Origin of the sequence: Alkaliphilus oremlandii OhILAs, from assembly GCF_000018325.1 — a bacterium.
GTDB lineage: Bacteria > Bacillota > Clostridia > Peptostreptococcales > Natronincolaceae > Alkaliphilus_B > Alkaliphilus_B oremlandii.
This window is the reverse complement of sequence record NC_009922.1, coordinates 2,086,471-2,103,876: the sequence shown is the minus strand read 5'-3', so window position 1 is coordinate 2,103,876 and position 17,406 is coordinate 2,086,471. Positions and strand designations below refer to the sequence as shown.

The window sequence follows — 17,406 nt, the reverse complement described above, 5'->3', positions numbered from 1 at the left end:
TAGCGTAAAGTGAAAGGATAACCGTTGACTACGTTATCGTCCTTAAAGTGGAGTTATCAATTTAGGTGGAACCGCGGGAATGTATCTCTCGTCCTATTCGTTTTAATAGGATGAGGGATTTTTTTATTACCCAAAAATAGAATAATATTCAATGGATGAGAGTTATACTTTTAAAATACAAAATTATTAAGAATGGAGGAAATAATATGTCAAATGTAAATGTTAAATTAAAAGATGGTTCAATTCGTCAGGTAGCAAAGGGAACATCGATATTAGATTTTGCAAAAGAAATTAGTGAAGGATTGGCACGTGTCGCTACAGGTGCAGAATTAGATGGTAAAAAAGTAGATTTAATGACAAAGATCGAAGAAGATTGCGAGTTAAATATTTTAAGATTTGAAGATGAGAATGGAAAGGATTTTCTACGTCATACTAGTTCTCATATATTGGCTCAGGCTGTTAAGCGATTATATCCAGGCACAAAATTAGCCATTGGACCATCTGTGGACAATGGATTCTACTATGATTTTGACTCAGAGCATGTATTTACACCAGAGGACTTAGTTAAAATTGAAAAAGAAATGGAAAAGATCGTGAAGGAAGACTTAGCTTTAGAAAAGTTCGTACTTCCTAGAAACGAAGCTATAGAATTTGCCAAGAAACAAGGGGAAGACTATAAGGTAGAGTTAATCCAAGACTTGCCAGAGGATGAAGTCATATCTTTCTATCGCCAAGGTGAATTTACAGATCTTTGTGCAGGTCCTCACGTACCTTCCACAGGAAAAGTAAAGGCCATTAAGCTATTGAGCATTGCAGGCGCATACTGGAGAGGTAGTGAGAAGAACAAGATGCTTCAAAGGATCTATGGAACTTCCTTTACTAAAAAATCAGATTTGGAAGAACATCTAAATCGATTAGAAGAAGCGAAGAAAAGAGATCATCGAAAGCTTGGAAAAGAACTAGATTTATTCAGTCTCCAAGAAGAAGGACCAGGATTCCCTTTCTTCCATCCAAGGGGGATGGTTTTAAGAAATGCATTGGAAAACTTCTGGAGAGAAGAGCACGTAAAGCGTGGGTATGATGAAATAAAAACACCAATTATTTTAAATGAAAAACTTTGGAGACAATCTGGACACTGGGATCACTACCAAGAAAATATGTACTTTACAAAGATCGATGATGGGGATTATGCCATAAAACCAATGAATTGTCCAGGCTCCATATTAATGTACAATAGAAAGAAACACAGCTACCGAGACTTCCCAATTCGAATGGGTGAGTTGGGTATCGTTCATCGACATGAATTATCCGGTGCTTTACATGGATTGATGAGAGTTCGCAACTTTACACAGGATGATGCTCACTTATTTGTATTACCAGAGCAAATTAAGGAAGAAATCATCGGAATCATTGATTTCGTAGACTATGTATATAATATCTTCGGCTTTAAGTATCATATAGAATTATCTACAAGACCAGAAAATTCCATGGGAACAGATGAAGAGTGGGAGTTAGCAATCGGCTCTTTAAAAGGTGCTTTGGATGAAAAAGAATTATCCTATAAAATCAATGAGGGCGATGGCGCATTCTATGGACCTAAGATCGACTTCCATTTAGAAGATTGCATTGGCCGTACATGGCAATGCGGAACAATTCAATTAGATTTCCAAATGCCACAGAGATTTGATATGAACTATGTCGGTGCAGATGGAGAAAACCATAGACCAATTATGCTTCATAGAGTAATCTTTGGAAGTGTTGAAAGATTTATTGCTATTTTAATAGAGCATTATGCAGGCAAATTCCCAGCGTGGTTGGCCCCAATTCAAGTTCAAATATTACCAATTGCAGATAAACATCATGAATACGCAATCAAACTCGAAAGAGAAATGAAAGCCCGAGGTATTCGTGTAGAAGTAGATAGCAGAAATGAAAAAATTGGCTACAAAATAAGAGAAGCCCAGCTTTCTAAAGTTCCATATATGCTGGTAATCGGCGACAAGGAAATGGAAGCAGGAGAAGTTGCAGTAAGATCTAGAGACAGAGGCGAAGTAGGTGCTGTAAAAGTAGAAAGTTTCATTGAAGATCTAGTTCAAGAAATAAAAGAAAAGAAGTAAAGTATAGAAAATAAATGCTCCTAAAATAGTAACACATGGTTCTTATTCTGTGTTTACTATTTAGGAGCATTTTATTTGAGGCTATACTGCTTCCAGTTTTTCTTTTTCACTATCTCCAGTATCAGGATTTATGAAATCTCCAAGCAATTGATCTAGTTCATTGCTATTTAAGGATTCCTTTTCTAAAAGAGCTGTCGATATTTTACTGAGCTCATTCTTATATTCTTTTAAATAACCATAGGCTTTCTCGTAGCATTCATCAACGATTGTATTGATCTCTTTATTGATCGAATCACTTAAAGAGTGAATCATTGGAGGTTCATTATACACAAAACCTAAATTACTCATGCCATATTCGCATACCATTTGCATTGCAATTTCTGTAACTTTTTTTAAATCATCCTTGGCACCTGTAGAGAGATGGTTAAATATTAAATCTTCAGCAGCTCTTCCACCCAGCATGACCATGATTTTGTTGCAGAGCTCTTCTTTTGTTAAAATATATCGATCATCCTGTGGCATGTGAATCACATAGCCTAAGGCCTGCCCTCTTGGAATGATCGAAACTTTTTGAACCATATCGGTGTTCAATATTTTCCCTATGAGCGCATGGCCTGCTTCGTGGTACGATACGACTTCTCTTTCCCTTGGTAGAATTGTTGGGTTTTTAATTTGTAGTCCAGCAATAACTCGTTCGATTGCTTGCTCAAAGTGGGAGATACTAATGATCTGTTGATTCTCTCGAACAGCAATAATGGCTGCTTCATTGGCAACATTTGATATATGTGCACCACTCATCCCGTGGGTTTTGCGAGCTAAATCTGCGATATTAATACTAGGATCTAAAGGCTTGTTCTTTGTATGTACCTTTAGAATCTCTTCTCTAGCTTTGACGTTGGGATTGCTAATGTACATATGGCGATCAAATCTACCTGGGCGTAGAAGTGCTTCGTCTAGCAGATCTAAGCGATTGGTTGCTGCAATTACTACCACGGTCTGATCTGTATTAAAACCATCCAATTCAACTAAGAGCTGGTTCAATGTCTGATCCTTTTCATTATTACTATCAATATGTCTCTTTGCCCCAATGGCATCAATCTCATCAATAAAGATGACACTAGGCGCCTCTTTTCTAGCTTTTTCAAAAAGTGTACGAACTCTTTTCGCACCGACCCCTACATATTTCTCTACAAATTCAGAACCACTAGCAGAAAAGAAAGCAGACTTTGTCTCACCAGCTACAGCAGAGGCAAGTAATGTTTTGCCAGTCCCAGGAGGACCATAAAAAAGAATCCCTTTAGGAATCTTGGCACCCATCTTGTGATATTTTTCAGATTGATTAATAAAATCAATCACTTCGGAGAGCTCTTCTTTAATCTCTTCCAATCCTGCAACATCTTCAAAAGTAACCTTCGGTTTTGTGAAAAATTCGTTACTATTAAGATCTTTTTCCTTTTTCTCCGTATTGATTGTAGCGTGTGCATACTGATGTTTCTTATTTAATTTCCTTGAATAGATAAAAAGTAATGTTGTGACCACAAAAATCAGTAATCTATTTTCCATTGAAAATATATGATGAATCGATTTATTTTTAAAATTAAAAAAACTTAAAACTAGATATGAGATGAATAGTATACTTCTTATAATTTTAAATACATTTTTATTCATATATTTTTTGATCATATCTTTTTTAATCACCGCCTTGTTTATTCTATAATGTTATAATGTCCAAAAATAATCTAAATATAAATGATATGGATAGAAAAAATTAGGAAAAAAATTCTTGTCTTTTCCTTTAAAACATTATATTATGATAAAAATGATATTTATTTTAAAAAAATGTTGACAACGGAATATAAGATTGGTATACTGTGTTAGTAAACAAAGAAGAAGACATCCGCTTCTCACCTTAAAGCTCAGCTTAGTAAGGTCAATAATTTGATTGTATTTGTTGATAGGAATATCAACAATAATCATAATGAAACTATGCGGATAGTCTAACTATCCGCTTATTTTTTTATTTTAATTTATTTTTAAAATCACAGGAGGTGTCAAGTTATTAAAGAAATCAATGAACAACAAATCAATGAAGAAATTAGAGACAAAGAAGTAAGGGTAATTGATTCAAATGGTGACCAATTAGGCATTATGTCAGCCAAGGACGCTCAAAAACTTGCAAATGGTAAAAATTTAGACTTAGTAAAAATTGCACCTCAGGCAAATCCACCTGTTTGCAAGATTATGGATTTTGGCAAATACAAGTATGAATTGTCTAAGAAGGAAAAAGAAGCAAGAAAGAATCAAAAAATCGTAGATGTTAAAGAGGTAAGGCTTAGCCCAAGCATTGAATCACATGATTTAAGTGTTAAAGCAAACAATGCTAGTAAGTTCTTGAAAAATGGAGACAAAGTAAAAGTTACGATGAAATTCAGAGGGCGAGAACTTGCTAACACAACAAAGGGTCAAACGATAATTAAACAATTTGCTTCTATATTAGAGGAAGTTAGCACCGTAGAAAAAGAACCGAAGCTAGAAGGTAAACAATTAATTATGATATTGGCTCCGAAAAACGCATAATTTGAAGGGAGGAAACATCAATGCCAAAAATGAAAACTCACAGAGGTGCAGCAAAAAGATTTAAGAAAACTGGTACAGGTAAAATCAAAAGAAGTAAGGCTTATACTAGCCATATTTTAACTAAAAAGTCACCGAAGAGAAAAAGAAAGCTTAGAAAAGCTGGTATTGTATTTAAAGGTGATCAAAGAAGAATTGCACAATTATTACCATATTAGATAACGCAGGAAGAGAAGGAGGTTGTAAATAATGGCTAGAGTAAAAACTGGTAAAACAGCACATAAAAGACATAAAAAAGTTTTAAAATTGGCAAAAGGTTTTAGAGGAGCTAGAAGTAAACTGTTTAGACCTGCAAACCAATTCGTAATGAAATCATTAAAATATGCTTATATTGGAAGAAAATTAAGAAAAAGAGATTTTAGAAAGCTTTGGATAACAAGAATTAATGCGGCTACTAGAGCAAATGGTCTTTCTTATTCAAAATTCATGAATGGATTAAAATTAGCTGGTATCGATATGAACAGAAAAGTTCTTTCAGAAATGGCTATTTATGATAAAGAAGGTTTCGCACAATTAGTCGAAACAGCAAAACAAAAATTAAATGCATAGTCAAGAGGGTCCTTAGTTTGTTAAGGACTCTTTGTAATTTTCAAATAAAACACCGAATTGGGTTTATAAAAAAACATTAAGGGGTATTCTTTAGGTAGTAGAGCATTAAAATAGATGAACTTAATAGAAGAAATGGATTATGAAAGTATGGAAGGTGCTTATGCATGGAAGGTAATAAAAAATATGTAAAATTAAATCCAACACAAGTATTGGTCATTGGATTTGCAGCGTTGATTTTAATGGGTGGTTTACTATTAAATTTACCAATTGCATCTGAAAGTGGGGAAAGCGTTGGTTTTATTAATGCTGTTTTTACTGCGACATCGGCAGTATGTGTAACCGGTTTATCTGTAGTAGACACAGGTACGTACTGGACAACCTTTGGCAAGATTGTCATTATCACATTGATTCAGATTGGTGGGTTGGGCTTTATGTCTGTGGCCACGATGTTCGCTGTGATATTGGGAAAAAAAATATCGTTAAAAGAGAGATTAATTATCCAAGAAGCGTTGAATCAATACAGTCTATCAGGACTTGTACGATTTACCAAATATGTTTTAATCGTTACATTTACAGTGGAAGGAATCGGTGCTCTATTTCTTTCATTTAGGTTTATTCCTCAATTTGGTTGGATGAAGGGCATCGCATATTCTATATTTCATGCAATTTCAGCTTTTTGTAATGCAGGTTTCGATCTCATAGGAAATGGCAGAAACTTAATGCCCTACGTTTCGGATCCTTTAGTATCTTTAACTGTTGCATTCTTAATTATTATCGGCGGAATTGGTTTTTCTGTTATTGCCGATGTAATTACAAATAAAAAATTGAAAAGAGTATCCCTTCATACAAAAATGGTTTTACTGATTACAGCAATTTTACTTTTAGTGGGTACTGTTGGATTTGCTTTAATAGAATGGAAAAATGTCAATACATTGGGTAGTTTAAGCCCTAGTAGCAGATGGATGGCAAGTTTCTTTCAATCTGTAACAGTTAGAACTGCGGGTTTTAATACTATAGACTTAGTATCTATGAAGGATGCATCCCATTTATTGTCTATTATACTAATGTTCATTGGTGGATCACCAGCAGGTACGGCAGGTGGGATCAAAACAACTACTTTAGGAGTCATTCTTTTTACTGTGATTTGTGTGATTAGAGGGAAAGAAGAAACCGAGATCTTTAAAAGAAGAATATCCTGGGAACTAGTGAATCGGGCATTAACTATTGCAATCATTGGTGTAACGCTGATTGTATCTGTAACGATGATACTGACCATTACAGACAGTGAATTCAGTTTTATCGCACTCCTTTACGAAACGGTATCAGCTTTTGCCACTGTTGGACTTACGTTAAACATTACACCACAATTGAGTATTATCGGTAAAATACTGATGATATCCATGATGTTTGCAGGACGGGTAGGCATATTAACCATTGCTTTTGCTTTGGCTAGAAGGCAACACTCAAATAAAGGGAATATCAAATATCCAGAAGGAAAAATTTTAGTAGGATAGGAAGGATCAATATGAAACAATATGTTGTAATCGGGTGTGGGCGTTTTGGAAGTAGCGTAGCTGAAACTTTATACAAAATGGGACATGATGTACTAGCTGTGGATGGTAATGAAGAAATCATTCAACATATATCGGATAAAGTTACTCATGCTGTGCAGGCGGATGCTACAGATGAGGAAATTTTAAAAACTTTGGGTATCCGTAATTTTGATGTTGCCATTGTTACCATCGGCTCTAATCTTCAATCTTCCATATTGACAACATCTATTGTAAAAGAATTAGGTGTTAGATATGTTGTGGCTAAAGCAAATACTGAAATACATGCAAAACTATTATATAAGGTAGGTGCGGATCGTGTCGTTTTTCCGGAACGAGATATGGGAATGCGTGTTGCTCATAATCTTGTATCCACCAATGTACTGGACTATATAGAATTAGCACCGGATTATAGTGTGATGGAAATCGCTGTTGTTGATGAATGGATCGGAAAAACCTTACTAGATCTGAATATCAGATCAAAATACGGCATCAACGTAATGGCCATAAAGCGCAAGCATGAAATTAATGTATCACCGATTGCCATGGATCGACTTGAGAAAGATGATGTTCTTGTAGTAATCGGTAATAATAAAGCTTTAAAAAAGCTTGAAAAATAAATTGGGTGATAGAATGGAAAAAAATATGATTACGAGTGAGACCAATAGCATCATCAAATATGTTAAATCACTTCAACTTAAAAAAAATAGAATGAAGCATATGCAGTTTACAGTGGAAGGGCTGCGGATTGTAGAGGAATGTGTCAAGCATAACGGGGACATTGCTTATATTATCTACAGTGAAGAGATCTATAGTACCCAAGGCGCTGAAAAATTATTAGATAAAATCGCTTTGGCTGGATATACTCTTTATGAGGTGAGTAGCCAACTATTCAGCAAGATTTCTACCACAGAAAATCCACAGGGAATCATGGCTGTGGTCCATATGAAAAATAGAAGCTTAGAGGAAATAAAGTCCCAAAAGGGCAAAGAACTCTTCTTTGTTATTTTAGATCGAATACAAGACCCGGGTAATATGGGAACGATTATTCGGACTGCGGAAAGTGCTAATGCAGATGCAGTCATAATCACAAAAGGCAGTGTGGACCCTTATAATAGCAAAACTCTCCGAGCTACCATGGGGGCTATATTCCACATGCCAATTATCCAATGTGATGATGATCGATGGTTGGACGATTTAAAAGAAAATGAAGTAAAACTCATAGCAGCAGATTTAGACACAGACAAAACCTATATTGATATCGACTATAATACCAGTATTGGTATCATTATCGGCAATGAGGCAAATGGTATCAGTGAGGCATTATTATCGAAGGTAGATCAGCGTGTAATTATTCCAATTTTAGGAAAAATCGAATCGCTGAATGCTTCTGTAGCTGCTAGTATTTTAATCTATAAGGCTGCTGAAGAAAAATATTTCAAGCATCCAAATTCCGTTAGAAAATTCTAAAAATTTGGCTTTTCTAGTAAAATCCCCTTGTTCCAGCTTTTAGGCTATGTTATAATATATGTAACGGTTTAATGGAAGGAGAGGGGAACGATGAATACTCATGATGTATTTTGGAGATTATTTGAGTTGACAGGTTCCATTTCAGCCTATATGATGTATAAAAGAACCTATCAATTAAGTAATTAAGTAATTAGACAATAACAAAAGCGTAGAAGGAGAAAAGTAAGTTATAGACTGTTGTAATAGAGAGAGATCCCTTGGCTGGAAGGATCTTATAACAAGTATGGCTGAAGTTCGCTCTGGAGCTGTAACTCTGAAAGTCTTTACAGAGACCGTAGGTTTTACCGGTAGACACCGTTATAGTCTTCGAGTGGTCTATGGTATTTTAATAGATTATTAGGGTGGTATCACGGAGTGTAACCTTCGTCCCTTTCTGGGATGGAGGTTTTATTTTTTTGTACTTGTAATTTAAAATAGAATTTTAAATTGAGCGTGATATAAATTTGTGAATAGAAGTGAACAAATGTTACTTTGTATTTATAATAAAACCCTGACTAAAATAGGAATAAAAAGATATATTTGAAAGGAGATTTGTTATGGAAGCAAAATTAAAAGCTTTAGAGGAAAAAGCTAAGCTAGAAATTAGCCAAGCGGATTCCACTGCTGTTTTAGAGCAAGCGAGAGTACATTATCTAGGTAAAAAAGGAGAACTTACAGAAATCTTGAGGGGAATGGGTGCTTTAAGCGCAGAGGAAAGGCCTTTGGTAGGTAAAATTGCGAATCTAGTTAGGGAGAATATAGAGGCTGCTCTAGAGGAAGCAAAGGCAACTGTGAAATCAAAGGAATTAGAAAAAAAATTAATGGCAGAAACCATTGATGTTACCATGCCTGGAAAAGCCATTAAGCTGGGGAAAAAACATCCACTAACACAGGCGATGGATGATTTAAAAGAGATTTTCATCAGCATGGGATTCAAAGTTGTAGAAGGGCCAGAGATTGAAACTGTATACTACAATTTTGACGGTCTAAATGCTGCCAAGAATCATCCGTCCAGAGATATGAGCGATACCTTCTATTTTAATGAAAACACAATTTTAAGGACGCAAACATCTCCTGTACAGGTAAGAACCATGGAAAAATCAAAGCCACCGATCCGAATTGTATCTTTAGGTCGTTGTTTTAGAAACGATACGCCGGATGCAACACACTCTCCAATGTTTCATCAAATCGAAGGATTGGTAGTAGACGAAGGAATTACGATGGGGGATCTAAAAGGGACATTGGAGGTTTTTGCTAAAAACTTCTTTGGAGAAGATACGAAAATAAAGTTTAGACCACATAATTTCCCATTTACAGAACCCAGTGCAGAAGTAGACGCTACCTGCTTTAAATGTGGCGGAAAGGGCTGTGGTGTATGTAAAGGAAACGGCTGGATAGAGGTTTTGGGCGCTGGTATGGTTCATCCAAATGTACTTAGAAATTGTGGCATCGATCCTGAGATATACAGTGGATTTGCATTTGGCATGGGAATCGACCGTTTAACCATGCAAAAATATGGAATTGATGATATTCGTTTATTGTTTGAAAACGATATGCGCTTTATCGATCAATTTTAATTAGGAGGAATAGATGATGTATGTATCTTTAAATTGGCTAAAGGATTATGTAAATGTACATATAGATACTGCTGAACTGGCAGATAAAATGACCATGTCAGGATCTATGGTAGAAGGAATTGAAGTTCTGGGAGAAGACATTAAAAATGTCGTTGTCGGTCATATTGACAGTATTCGACAACATCCAGATGCAGATAAATTGGTGATTTGCCAGGTGAATATTGGGGAGCAAATCCTTCAAATCGTAACTGGCGCAACCAATATTTCAGAAGGGGATTATATTCCAGTTGCAACACATGGTGCGCTACTTCCTGGAGGTGTAAAGATCAAGAAAGGAAAGCTGAGAGGCGAGGTTTCAGAAGGGATGCTTTGTTCTCCAGATGAGCTGGGTATTCCGAAAGCTGTCATTCCTGAAAAGCATAAAGATGGGATTTGGATCTTGGATCAGGCTTATCCTTTAGGGAAGGACATTACAGAGGTTCTTGGGCTGAAGGATCAGGTGGTTGAATTTGAGATTACTTCAAATCGACCAGATTGTTTAAGTATGATCGGGATGGCAAGAGAGGTTGCCGCTACATTAGGCGAAGCTGTTCAATATCCTAAAATTGAAGTGAAAGAAATTGAAGAAAAGACATCGGATCATATCGCTGTAGAAATTGAAGACACAGAAGGCTGTAGCAGATATGTGGCAAGGGTCGTTAAAAATGTAAAAATAGAACCGTCTCCTCAATGGATGCAGCAAAGGCTGATGAGTGCTGGCATTCGCCCAATCAATAATATGGTGGACATTACAAACTATGTAATGCTAGAGTACGGCCAACCGCTTCATGCCTTTGACTTATCTTACGTTGCAGGAAACAAAATCATCGTTAAAAAAGCGAAGGAAGACGAGGTTTTTGTAACGCTGGACGGAATGGAAAGAAAATTAAAATCTTCTATGACTGTAATTGCAGACAACGATAAATCTTTAGCCATTGCTGGCGTTATGGGTGGGGAGCAATCGGAAGTAACAGAAGGCACAAAAACTATTCTGATAGAATCTGCACATTTCAATAACAATAGTACGAGATTGACATCGAAGCAACTAGCGCTAAGAACGGAAGCTTCCGCAAGGTTTGAAAAGGGTGTGGATCCGAATATTACTAGAATCGCTGCGGATAGAGTTTGCCAGCTGATTGTAGAGCTAAACGCTGGTGAAGTTTTAGAAGGGGCAGTGGATGTTTATCCCAATGAAGTGAAGCCCTATACAACAACAATCAGACCTAGAAAGATCAATGCATTATTAGGTACGAATATCAGCAATGCAGATATGGTTGAGATCTTCAGAAAGCTAGAAATTAAAGCGGTCGATTACAATGATACCATGGAGGTTACAGTACCAACATACAGAATGGACCTTGTAATGGAAGCCGATTTTGCAGAGGAAGTGGGCCGGATTTTTGGATATGATCGAATCCCAGCTACCATGGCAAAGGGAAATATCGCGGTTGGCGGTAAGCCTGAAAAACAAATCATCGAAGATTCTACGAGAAAACTATTGAATGGAATGGGCTTTAATGAAATTCTAACTTATTCATTCGTTAGTCCAAAAAGTATTGAGATGATTAACCTCGGCGAGGATAGCATTAAAAGGAACATGATCAAACTTTTAAATCCACTTGGCGACGAAACCAGTGTAATGAGAACCAGCTTACTGCCAAATATATTGGATGTTGCTGCTCGAAACAATAATCGTAAGGTGGAAGAAATGAGAGCATTTGAAATCGGACAAATCTTTATTCCAAAGACGGAAGCGTTACAAGAGCTACCAGTAGAAATACCGAACTTAGTAATGGCTATGTATGGCAAGGAAGATTTCTTCACCTTAAAGGGATTTGTAGAGGCTTTGCTAAAGGGACTTGGTATTGAGGGATATGAGTTTACTGTAGAGCGAAATCATCCAAGTTATCATCCAGGCAGATGTGCCAATATCGTAATAGAAGGTAAATTTATAGGGGTTCTCGGTGAGCTGCATCCGATGGTCGTAGAAAACTATGACTTAAGCCAAAGATGTTACTGTGCTGAAATCGATTTCGGTGCAGTGATAGCGCTTACAAACATGGAAAGAATCTATCAGCCTCTTCCAAAGTATCCATCTATAACGAGAGACTTTGCTGTGGTTGTAAAAGAAACTGTCCTTGTAAAGGAAATTGAAGATATTATTAAAAATCAAGGTGGCAAGCTATTAGAAAGCTTTAAACTATTTGACGTTTACCAAGGAAGCCAAATTAAAGAAGGCTTTAAAAGTATTGCATACACCATCACTTATAGAAATAAAGAACGTACATTAACAGACGAAGAAGTCAATGCGAGTCACAACCGAATCTTAGCGGAGATTAGAGAAAAACTGGAAGGATCACTCAGAGAATAAGGGGCTTTAGCTCCTTTTTCTGTTATACTTAAAATATGGGACCCAAAGTATAAAATAATTTTAAAAATAATTATTTCTAGCAGGATATTTTGAAGATATACAGAAAATATATAACAACAACTTCTAGGAAGAAGGAGCTGATATACATATGAGCCAGAAGAATAAAGTTTTGGTTAAAATAAATGGTCAAGAATATCCGATTGTAGGTGCAGAGCCAAAGGAATACCTATTAAAAGTAGGGAGCTTTGTTGATGATAACATGGAAGCCGTAGCAAGAGCCAATAAGAGGCTTAGCACTTCGATGATTGCAGTACTAACCTGTATCAATATTTCTGATCAGTATTTAAAGTTGAAAAGACTTGTAGAGGAACTACAGCAAGAAATGGAGCGACCAAAGGAAAAGGTTGCGGAAATGGAGGCGTATATTGAAGCTCTCCATGGAAAATTAAACGAAAAAAATGAGGAATGTTCCAATCTTGAAAATAAAATTCGAGAAATTGAAACAAATATGGAGGAAGATGAAGAAGTCACTCTATTAAGAGCTCAATTGCAGGCAAAGGATGAAGATTTGGAAAAGGCGCAGGCTTTAATTAACGATCTTCAAAACAAACTATTTGACAATCAAATTAAGCTGGTGCAAGCGACGAAAGAGCTGGAAGACTCTATGTCCAAAAACAATCATAATAAACCAAAACGATTTTAAAAAAATTTAAATTAATCTTTTTCCTTGAAAGTAGTGGTATAATATGAAAGATCACTACTTTTATGCATTCTATGGGTAAGCAACAGATACTGGAAGAATGAAAGGTAACAAGAATACAAGAGAGGTTGACGAATATGCAACAGATTGAATTATTAGCACCAGCAGGAAACCTAGAGGCTTTAAAAGCCGCTGTTCAAAATGGTGCCGATGCAATTTATTTAGGTGGACAGGACTTTGGAGCGAGAGCCTACGCTTCAAATTTTGATAGAGAAGCAATGAAAGAAGCTGTATCCTATGCACACATTAGAGGGGTGAAAGTATACGTTACAGTAAACATCTTAGTGAAGGATGAGGAGATCGAAACTCTAATGGAATACATAAAATTCCTATATGAGATTGATGTGGATGCTGTTATTGTTCAGGATATGGGTGTTTTTCATCTGATTAAAGAGTTGTTTCCAGATTTTGAAATCCATGCCAGTACCCAAATGACCTTGCATAATAGACAAGGCGTGGAAGTATTAAAAGAAATGGGTGTCAGTAGGGTGGTTTTATCAAGGGAAGTGACCATCGAAGAAATCAAAGATATTTATGATGCTACAGGTATGGAACTAGAAGTCTTTATACACGGTGCGTTATGTGTTTCCTATTCAGGGCAATGCTTAATGAGTAGCTTTATTGGTGGTAGAAGCGGCAATAGAGGTCGCTGTGCACAGCCATGCAGAAGACAATATAACCTATTGAAGCTAAATAGAGATAAAGAAATTTTGAAGTCTGGAGAATTTTTAAATAAGGGTCGATCCTTCCATCTGAGCATGAGGGACCTAAATACCTTAGAAGAAATTGGTCAGCTTATAGAGGCTGGTGTTACATCCTTTAAAATTGAAGGACGCATGAAAAAACCACAGTATGTGGCTTCCATCGTTCGTGGCTATAGAAAGGCAATCGATCTGTATTTAAGTGATCGAAAAGCACTGAAGGATGATCAATTGCAGGAAGAAATAGCACAGATGTTTAATCGAAAGTTCACCAAGGGACATTTATTCCATAGCCCTAAGGCTGAGGTTATTAATATTGAAAAACCCAATAACAGAGGCTTATACCTAGGTCGGATAGAAGATGTAAACAGGAAAGAAAATCGATTTCGGATTAAGTTAGAAGTGGATATCGCTGTGGGCGATGGCGTCGAGATTTGGAATGAGTCTACAGATGATATGGGTGGCAATATTCGAAATATCTATAGAGATCATCAATTGGTTAAAGAGGCTAAAAAAGGTGAGGTTGTAGAGCTAGAGATGAGATGCAGTGTACAAAAAGGAGATCAAGTATATAAAACATTGAATCTTTCTTTAATGGATGCACTGGAGAAAACTTATGCACAGGACAAGGAATATAAGAAGATCCCATTGTATGGAAAGGTTCAAGTGGAGCTCAATGAAAAGATCAAAGTATGCCTATGGGACAATGAGGGGCATGCTGTAGAAGCAAAAAGCGATGCTGTGGTGGAAGCGGCTCTTAAGGTTGCCGTTACAGAAGAAAAGCTTTTAGAACAATTATCCAAGCTGGGCAATACACCGTTTCAATTGGAGCATTTGGATGTCAGTTTAGGTGAAAATTGCTCTGTACCCGTTTCTGTACTCAATAGTCTGAGAAGAGAGATTGTAGATCAGCTGATGGATTTGAGAAAAAATAGGCACAATAGAGAGACCATAGAGAACCAGGATTTTAATGAAAAGCTCAGAAGCTGGATATCCAACAGTGAAAGAAAAAATAAAGAACCTTTGGCATCTTTAAGACTGTCCGTTAAGGTGGATACTTTACATCAGCTTAAGGAAGTTTTAAAACACGATGTTGGGCGAGTTTACTATGAAGATATTGCCACATTTAAAGATGCTATCGGAATGTGTAGAGAAAAAAACACTGCTGCTTTGACGGAAATCTATCTAAGGACGCCAAATATTTTGAGAAATTCTGAATATGATCGATTAGAAAACCTAGTAGAAGGGCTCAGTTTTGATGGAATTTTAGCTGGCGATGTGGGTCTCATTCGATGGAATAAAGAGCACGCCAATCTTCCGGTCTTTGGGGATTACACATTGAATGTATTCAATCGTCCTTCCATCCATGCTTTTGAGGGTTTAGATTTTAATGGCATCACTTTATCGCCGGAGCTAGATTTCAATTCACTCTATCAATTAGATTTCAATAATGCTTTAGAAAAGGAAGCGATGATCTACGGTAAGGTCGTTGTTATGACAACAGAATACTGTCCTTTTATTCAAGAGAATCAATGTGATCATAACTGTAATCAATGCAGATATCCGAAGTATCACTATAATTTTGGACTCAATGATGCTAAAAATGTAAGCTTTCCCATTGCCAAGAACTATTGGGGAAGAACGATCATTCTCAACTCAAAGCCCTTATTTATGATTGATCGACTGCATGAATTTAAAGATGTTCCAGTTCAATGGCTTCGATTAGAATTTACAGATGAAACCATTGAAGAAATTAAGGAGCTACTAGAATTGGCTGAAAAAAATATCCATAGAGCGTTGACTGGAGAGAAATCTAAAGAAGATATAGAGGTGGAGCGTATTTTCAAGGACGGATTTACGAGAGGACATTACTATAGAGGCGTAGAATAACAATATAATATATAGTCGTATTTTATAGAGGATATAAAATGCGGCTCTATTTTTTCCTCCCTTTAAAATGTTGAATAACGAAATTAAATTTATAGTGAATCTTAAGAAAATCTTCATAAATAATTAAAAGGGATTTAAATTCTATAGGGTATAATAGATTTTGTAAGAGAGAGAAGCGTAAATAAAAGAGATGCGCGGGAATAAGATGATATTTTACGAATGGGGTGTTGAAATGGTTACAATAAAAAGATTATGGAATGATTATAAGCATTTTGCTTTACTTTCATTATATGGCGTATTATATCTTTGGTTTTATTATTTAGAAAGAACTGTGGTTCCAGAATATGATATGTTTTCTCCTCTAGATCATAAGATACCATTTATTAAAGAATTTGTGATTCCCTACTTATTTTGGTACATATATATGGCATTCGGATTTGTGTATCTAGGGATTGTATCAAAAAAGGATTATTATCGTTTATTTTTATTTATGTTCATCGGTATGAGTGTCTGTTATGCCGTTTATGGAATATTTCCAAATGGACAAAGCTTACGTCCAGTGATTACAGGCGATGATATTTTCTCCAGAACCATGAAGTATATTTATGCTACAGATACACCAACGAATGTTGCGCCCAGTATTCACGTATTAAATTCCATCGCCATCCACATTGGCTTAATGGGATATGAGCCATTTAAGAAAAACAGAGGATTGAAATTGGTTTCTCTAATTATTATGGTTACCATCAGTGCATCTACGGTTTTAGTGAAACAACATTCCATCTTAGATGGCATTTGGGCCATAGCGCTCTCCATTGTATTATATGTAGGCATCTATGTGGTACCGGATTTCATTGGGGAAAGAAAAGAAGTTGGCGTAGAAAATACAAAAGCATCCGTTTCAACTCAGAAAGGGATCTAAGGAAAAAATATAAAATTTAAAAGCTCACTGATCTCATTTCAGTGAGCTTTTAGATTGTGAGTATATATTATCTATAGTTTGTAAACTGTAGATTCATAGGAAGATCTGCTTCCTTTAGTAATTGAATCGCTGCTTGAAGGTCATCACGATTTTTTCCAGAGACTCGAACAGATTCCCCTTGGATCGATGCTTGAACCTTAATTTTAGAATCTTTAATTAAAGTCGTTATTTTTTTAGCCTGATCTTTATCGATTCCCTGCTGTAGCTTAATTACTTGCTTTGCTCTGCCACCAAGAGCATGTTCGATTTTCCCATATTCTAAAGCTTTTAATGAAATACCTCTTTGGGTAAGTTTTGTTTGTAAAATATCTACAACGTTTTTTAGCTTCATATCGTCAGGAGCATTGATGGATATTTCTGTATCATTTCTTTCAACGGTTGTATTTGTTCCTTTTAAATCAAAACGCTGAGAAATCTCCTTACTCGATTGGTTAATAGCATTATCCACCTCTTGAAGGTCAATTTGTGAAACAATATCAAAAGAGTTGTCCTTTGCCATATCTATTCCTCCATTCTACATAATTAATTAATATTATATAGTCTCCAACCTATAAAAGTCTAGGTGTATTCTTAAAATTGTATCAATTTGATATTTTAAGCCTAGGAAGGAAAGAATAGCTTATAAAGAATGGTTATTGACAGGAATGGTGAAAAGATATATAATAGCAGGATATGCTTTTAATGGGGGTATTCCATAAAAGAGATACAGAAATGCAAGGAGGAGATA

The 17,406-nt window shown here is 36.1% G+C and carries 15 protein-coding genes and 2 other annotated features (1 of these 17 only partly in view); of the genes, 13 read left to right on the top strand and 2 right to left on the bottom strand.

Annotation, left to right across the window (positions count from 1 at the left end; translation table 11 throughout):
- Nucleotides 1–99, top strand: a binding site (T-box leader) (it extends 115 nt beyond the left edge of the window).
- A gap of 107 nt (nt 100–206) precedes the next feature.
- Nucleotides 207–2,117 (top strand): threonine--tRNA ligase, encoded by a 1,911-nt coding sequence (gene thrS / locus CLOS_RS10310; RefSeq protein WP_012159830.1) that lies wholly within the window; start codon nt 207–209, stop codon nt 2,115–2,117.
- Nucleotides 2,118–2,198: 81 nt separating this feature from the next.
- On the opposite strand, the gene ftsH is transcribed toward thrS, so the two are convergent.
- Nucleotides 2,199–3,680, bottom strand: coding sequence for an ATP-dependent zinc metalloprotease FtsH (ftsH, locus tag CLOS_RS10305; protein WP_242649568.1), 1,482 nt, complete (start codon nt 3,678–3,680; stop codon nt 2,199–2,201).
- A 495-nt stretch (nt 3,681–4,175) separates the two neighbouring features.
- Here ftsH and infC point away from each other — a divergent pair, with 495 nt between their 5' ends.
- The 12 genes from infC to CLOS_RS10250 all read left to right on the top strand — a co-directional run bounded on the left by infC (nt 4,176) and on the right by CLOS_RS10250 (nt 16,619).
- Nucleotides 4,176–4,694 (top strand): translation initiation factor IF-3, encoded by a 519-nt coding sequence (gene infC / locus CLOS_RS10300; protein ID WP_083757157.1) that lies wholly within the window; start codon nt 4,176–4,178, stop codon nt 4,692–4,694.
- A 20-nt stretch (nt 4,695–4,714) separates the two neighbouring features.
- Nucleotides 4,715–4,909, top strand: coding sequence for a 50S ribosomal protein L35 (rpmI, locus tag CLOS_RS10295; RefSeq protein ID WP_012159827.1), 195 nt, complete (start codon nt 4,715–4,717; stop codon nt 4,907–4,909).
- 31 nt (nt 4,910–4,940) lie between these two features.
- Nucleotides 4,941–5,300: a 50S ribosomal protein L20 gene (gene rplT / locus CLOS_RS10290; protein WP_012159826.1), complete on the top strand. Its 360-nt coding sequence runs from the start codon at nt 4,941–4,943 to the stop codon at nt 5,298–5,300.
- Between the two features lie 164 nt (nt 5,301–5,464).
- A complete protein-coding gene (locus CLOS_RS10285) occupies nt 5,465–6,814 on the top strand; it encodes a TrkH family potassium uptake protein (protein WP_012159825.1) in 1,350 nt (449 codons plus the stop codon).
- An 11-nt stretch (nt 6,815–6,825) separates the two neighbouring features.
- On the top strand, nt 6,826–7,470 hold the full coding sequence (locus CLOS_RS10280) for a potassium channel family protein (RefSeq protein WP_012159824.1): 645 nt from the start codon (nt 6,826–6,828) through the stop codon (nt 7,468–7,470).
- Nucleotides 7,471–7,483: 13 nt separating this feature from the next.
- A complete protein-coding gene (locus CLOS_RS10275) occupies nt 7,484–8,320 on the top strand; it encodes a TrmH family RNA methyltransferase (protein WP_012159823.1) in 837 nt (278 codons plus the stop codon).
- 90 nt (nt 8,321–8,410) lie between these two features.
- Nucleotides 8,411–8,506 (top strand): YqzL family protein, encoded by a 96-nt coding sequence (locus CLOS_RS15930; RefSeq protein ID WP_156774441.1) that lies wholly within the window; start codon nt 8,411–8,413, stop codon nt 8,504–8,506.
- A gap of 14 nt (nt 8,507–8,520) precedes the next feature.
- Nucleotides 8,521–8,754: a binding site (T-box leader), on the top strand.
- Nucleotides 8,755–8,916: 162 nt separating this feature from the next.
- Nucleotides 8,917–9,936 (top strand): phenylalanine--tRNA ligase subunit alpha, encoded by a 1,020-nt coding sequence (pheS, locus tag CLOS_RS10270; protein ID WP_012159822.1) that lies wholly within the window; start codon nt 8,917–8,919, stop codon nt 9,934–9,936.
- A 16-nt stretch (nt 9,937–9,952) separates the two neighbouring features.
- Nucleotides 9,953–12,346, top strand: coding sequence for a phenylalanine--tRNA ligase subunit beta (gene pheT / locus CLOS_RS10265; protein ID WP_041719239.1), 2,394 nt, complete (start codon nt 9,953–9,955; stop codon nt 12,344–12,346).
- 169 nt (nt 12,347–12,515) lie between these two features.
- A complete protein-coding gene (zapA, locus tag CLOS_RS15305; protein ID WP_198006280.1) occupies nt 12,516–13,049 on the top strand; it encodes a cell division protein ZapA in 534 nt (177 codons plus the stop codon).
- Between the two features lie 134 nt (nt 13,050–13,183).
- Nucleotides 13,184–15,697 (top strand): U32 family peptidase, encoded by a 2,514-nt coding sequence (locus CLOS_RS10255; RefSeq protein WP_012159819.1) that lies wholly within the window; start codon nt 13,184–13,186, stop codon nt 15,695–15,697.
- 232 nt (nt 15,698–15,929) lie between these two features.
- Entirely contained in the window at nt 15,930–16,619 is a 690-nt protein-coding gene (locus tag CLOS_RS10250) for a phosphatase PAP2 family protein (RefSeq protein ID WP_156774440.1), read from the top strand.
- Between the two features lie 67 nt (nt 16,620–16,686).
- On the opposite strand, the gene CLOS_RS10245 is transcribed toward CLOS_RS10250, so the two are convergent.
- On the bottom strand, nt 16,687–17,178 hold the full coding sequence (locus CLOS_RS10245; RefSeq protein ID WP_012159817.1) for a YajQ family cyclic di-GMP-binding protein: 492 nt from the start codon (nt 17,176–17,178) through the stop codon (nt 16,687–16,689).
- Between the last annotated feature and the right edge of the window lie 228 nt (nt 17,179–17,406).

Bases quoted from the DNA above. Each gene is read 5' to 3' on its own strand.
- CLOS_RS10275 (WP_012159823.1), top strand. From the start codon at position 7,484: ATGGAAAAAAATATGATTACGAGTGAGACCAATAGCATCATCAAATAT.
- rpmI (WP_012159827.1), top strand. From the start codon at position 4,715: ATGCCAAAAATGAAAACTCACAGAGGTGCAGCAAAAAGATTTAAGAAA.
- CLOS_RS10280 (WP_012159824.1), top strand. From the start codon at position 6,826: ATGAAACAATATGTTGTAATCGGGTGTGGGCGTTTTGGAAGTAGCGTA.
- CLOS_RS10245 (WP_012159817.1), bottom strand. From the start codon at position 17,178: ATGGCAAAGGACAACTCTTTTGATATTGTTTCACAAATTGACCTTCAA.
- CLOS_RS10285 (WP_012159825.1), top strand. From the start codon at position 5,465: ATGGAAGGTAATAAAAAATATGTAAAATTAAATCCAACACAAGTATTG.
- CLOS_RS10250 (WP_156774440.1), top strand. From the start codon at position 15,930: ATGGTTACAATAAAAAGATTATGGAATGATTATAAGCATTTTGCTTTA.
- rplT (WP_012159826.1), top strand. From the start codon at position 4,941: ATGGCTAGAGTAAAAACTGGTAAAACAGCACATAAAAGACATAAAAAA.
- pheT (WP_041719239.1), top strand. From the start codon at position 9,953: ATGTATGTATCTTTAAATTGGCTAAAGGATTATGTAAATGTACATATA.
- CLOS_RS15930 (WP_156774441.1), top strand. From the start codon at position 8,411: ATGAATACTCATGATGTATTTTGGAGATTATTTGAGTTGACAGGTTCC.
- thrS (WP_012159830.1), top strand. From the start codon at position 207: ATGTCAAATGTAAATGTTAAATTAAAAGATGGTTCAATTCGTCAGGTA.
- ftsH (WP_242649568.1), bottom strand. From the start codon at position 3,680: ATGGAAAATAGATTACTGATTTTTGTGGTCACAACATTACTTTTTATC.
- CLOS_RS10255 (WP_012159819.1), top strand. From the start codon at position 13,184: ATGCAACAGATTGAATTATTAGCACCAGCAGGAAACCTAGAGGCTTTA.
- pheS (WP_012159822.1), top strand. From the start codon at position 8,917: ATGGAAGCAAAATTAAAAGCTTTAGAGGAAAAAGCTAAGCTAGAAATT.